The organism is Streptomyces sp. NPDC007162, assembly GCF_040634175.1.
In the GTDB taxonomy this organism is placed as follows: Bacteria; Actinomycetota; Actinomycetes; order Streptomycetales; family Streptomycetaceae; genus Streptomyces.
In genome coordinates, this window is the sequence record NZ_JBEYFC010000872.1 from 1 (window position 1) to 2,301 (window position 2,301).

The 2,301-nt window shown below is 69.6% G+C and carries 2 protein-coding genes; both read left to right on the forward strand.

From position 1 onward, the window contains the following. The first annotated feature begins 37 nt into the window (after positions 1-37). Positions 38-439 (forward strand): hypothetical protein, encoded by a 402-nt coding sequence (locus ABZ646_RS45190; RefSeq protein ID WP_360533213.1) that lies wholly within the window; start codon positions 38-40, stop codon positions 437-439. A gap of 230 nt (positions 440-669) precedes the next feature. Then, on the forward strand, positions 670-2,259 hold the full coding sequence (serA, locus tag ABZ646_RS45195) for a phosphoglycerate dehydrogenase (protein WP_360533216.1): 1,590 nt from the start codon (positions 670-672) through the stop codon (positions 2,257-2,259). The last annotated feature ends 42 nt before the right edge of the window (positions 2,260-2,301 follow it).

A 2,301-nucleotide genomic window follows, 5' to 3' on the forward strand; every position in this document is an offset into this window, starting at 1 on the left:
GAGGGGTTGGGGTGGGGTTTGTTCGGCTGTGGCGTGGATGCTGGGGGTGAGGACGGGGGTGGGGGCCGGTTTCGAGACCCTGGTCGAGGCCGGCTACCAGCCGGAGATCGCCTACTTCGAGTGCCTGCACGAGCTGAAGCTCATCGTCGACCTGATGTACGAGGGCGGCCTGGAGAAGATGCGCTGGTCGGTGTCCGAGACCGCCGAGTGGGGCGACTACGTCACCGGCCCGCGGATCATCACCGACGCCACCAAGGCCGAGATGAAGAAGGTCCTCGCGGAGATCCAGGACGGCACCTTCGCCAACAACTGGATGGAGGAGTACCACGGCGGTCTGAAGAAGTACAACGAGTACAAGACCGCGGACTCCGAGCACCTGCTGGAGACCACCGGCAAGCAGCTGCGCAAGCTGATGAGCTGGGTGAACGAGGAGGCGTAAGCCTCAGCCGACGGGGCCGGAGCACACTGCTCCGGCCCCGTTGTCCACCCCGTCGAATCTCGGACGGGTGATCCTTCCGCAGAGGCGCAGGACGACGTCCGCCACGCCACTACACTGCCGTACTACATACGCGTCAGGCCCACAGCGTCGTGCGTCTCCACGCGGCTAGCCAACCTCCACCGCCTGCGGCCGTCGGGACGGCCGTCCGCATTGGACCTGTGAGGACTCACGTGAGCTCGAAACCTGTCGTACTCATCGCTGAAGAGCTGTCGCCCGCCACCGTCGACGCGCTGGGCCCGGACTTCGAGATCCGGCACGCCAACGGAGCAGACCGGGCCGAACTGCTCCCCGCCATCGCCGACGTGGACGCGATCCTGATCCGCTCCGCCACCAAGGTCGACGCCGAGGCCATCGCCGCGGCGAAGAAGCTCAAGGTCGTCGCACGAGCCGGCGTCGGCCTGGACAACGTGGACGTCTCCGCCGCCACCAAGGCCGGCGTGATGGTCGTGAACGCCCCGACCTCCAACATCGTGACCGCCGCCGAGCTGGCCTGCGGTCTGCTGATCTCCACCGCGCGGCACATCCCGCAGGCGAACTCCGCGCTGAAGAACGGCGAGTGGAAGCGCAGCAAGTACACCGGCGTCGAGCTCGCCGAGAAGACCCTCGGTGTCGTCGGCCTCGGCCGGATCGGCGCCCTGGTCGCGCAGCGGATGTCCGCGTTCGGCATGAAGGTCGTCGCCTACGACCCCTACATCCAGCCCGCCCGCGCCGCCCAGATGGGCGTCAAGGTGCTGTCCCTGGACGAGCTGCTGGAGGTCGCCGACTTCATCACCGTGCACCTCCCGAAGACCCCCGAGACGGTCGGTCTGATCGGCGACGAGGCGCTGCGCAAGGTCAAGCCGTCCGTGCGCATCGTCAACGCCGCCCGCGGTGGCATCGTCGACGAGGAGGCGCTGTACGCGGCGCTCAAGGAGGGCCGGGTCGCCGGCGCCGGCCTCGACGTGTACGCGAAGGAGCCGTGCACCGACTCCCCGCTCTTCGAGCTGGACCAGGTCGTCTGCACCCCGCACCTCGGCGCCTCCACCGACGAGGCCCAGGAGAAGGCCGGTATCGCGGTCGCCAGGTCGGTCCGCCTGGCCCTCGCCGGTGAACTGGTCCCGGACGCGGTGAACGTCCAGGGCGGTGTCATCGCCGAGGACGTCAAGCCGGGCCTGCCCCTCGCCGAGCGCCTCGGCCGCATCTTCACCGCACTCGCCGGTGAGGTCGCGGTCCGCCTCGACGTCGAGGTCTACGGCGAGATCACCCAGCACGACGTGAAGGTCCTGGAGCTGTCCGCGCTCAAGGGTGTCTTCGAGGACGTCGTCGACGAGACCGTCTCCTACGTCAACGCGCCGCTGTTCGCCCAGGAGCGGGGCGTCGAGGTCCGCCTCACCACCAGCTCCGAGGCCAGCGACCACCGCAACGTGGTGACCGTGCGCGGCACCCTCTCGGACGGCGAGGAGGTGTCGGTCTCCGGCACGCTGGCCGGCCCCAAGCACATCCAGAAGATCGTCGCGGTCGGCGACTACGACGTCGACCTCGCGGTCGCCGACCACCTGCTGGTGCTGCGCTACGAGGACCGGCCGGGCGTCGTCGGCACCGTCGGCCGCATCCTCGGCGAGGCGGGCATCAACATCGCCGGCATGCAGGTGGCCCGCGCCGCGGTGGGCGGCGAGGCACTGGCCGTCCTCACCGTGGACGACACGGTCGCCCCGGCCGTGCTGGCCGACGTCGAGGCGGAGATCGGCGCCACGTCGGCCCGCTCCGTCAACCTGGTCTAGCGACCACTCCGCGAACGCCGGGTGGGCCGACGGAAGTCGGCC

Excerpts from the sequence above, each read along its gene's own strand:
- ABZ646_RS45190 (WP_360533213.1), top strand. The coding sequence starts at position 38 with ATGCTGGGGGTGAGGACGGGGGTGGGGGCCGGTTTCGAGACCCTGGTC.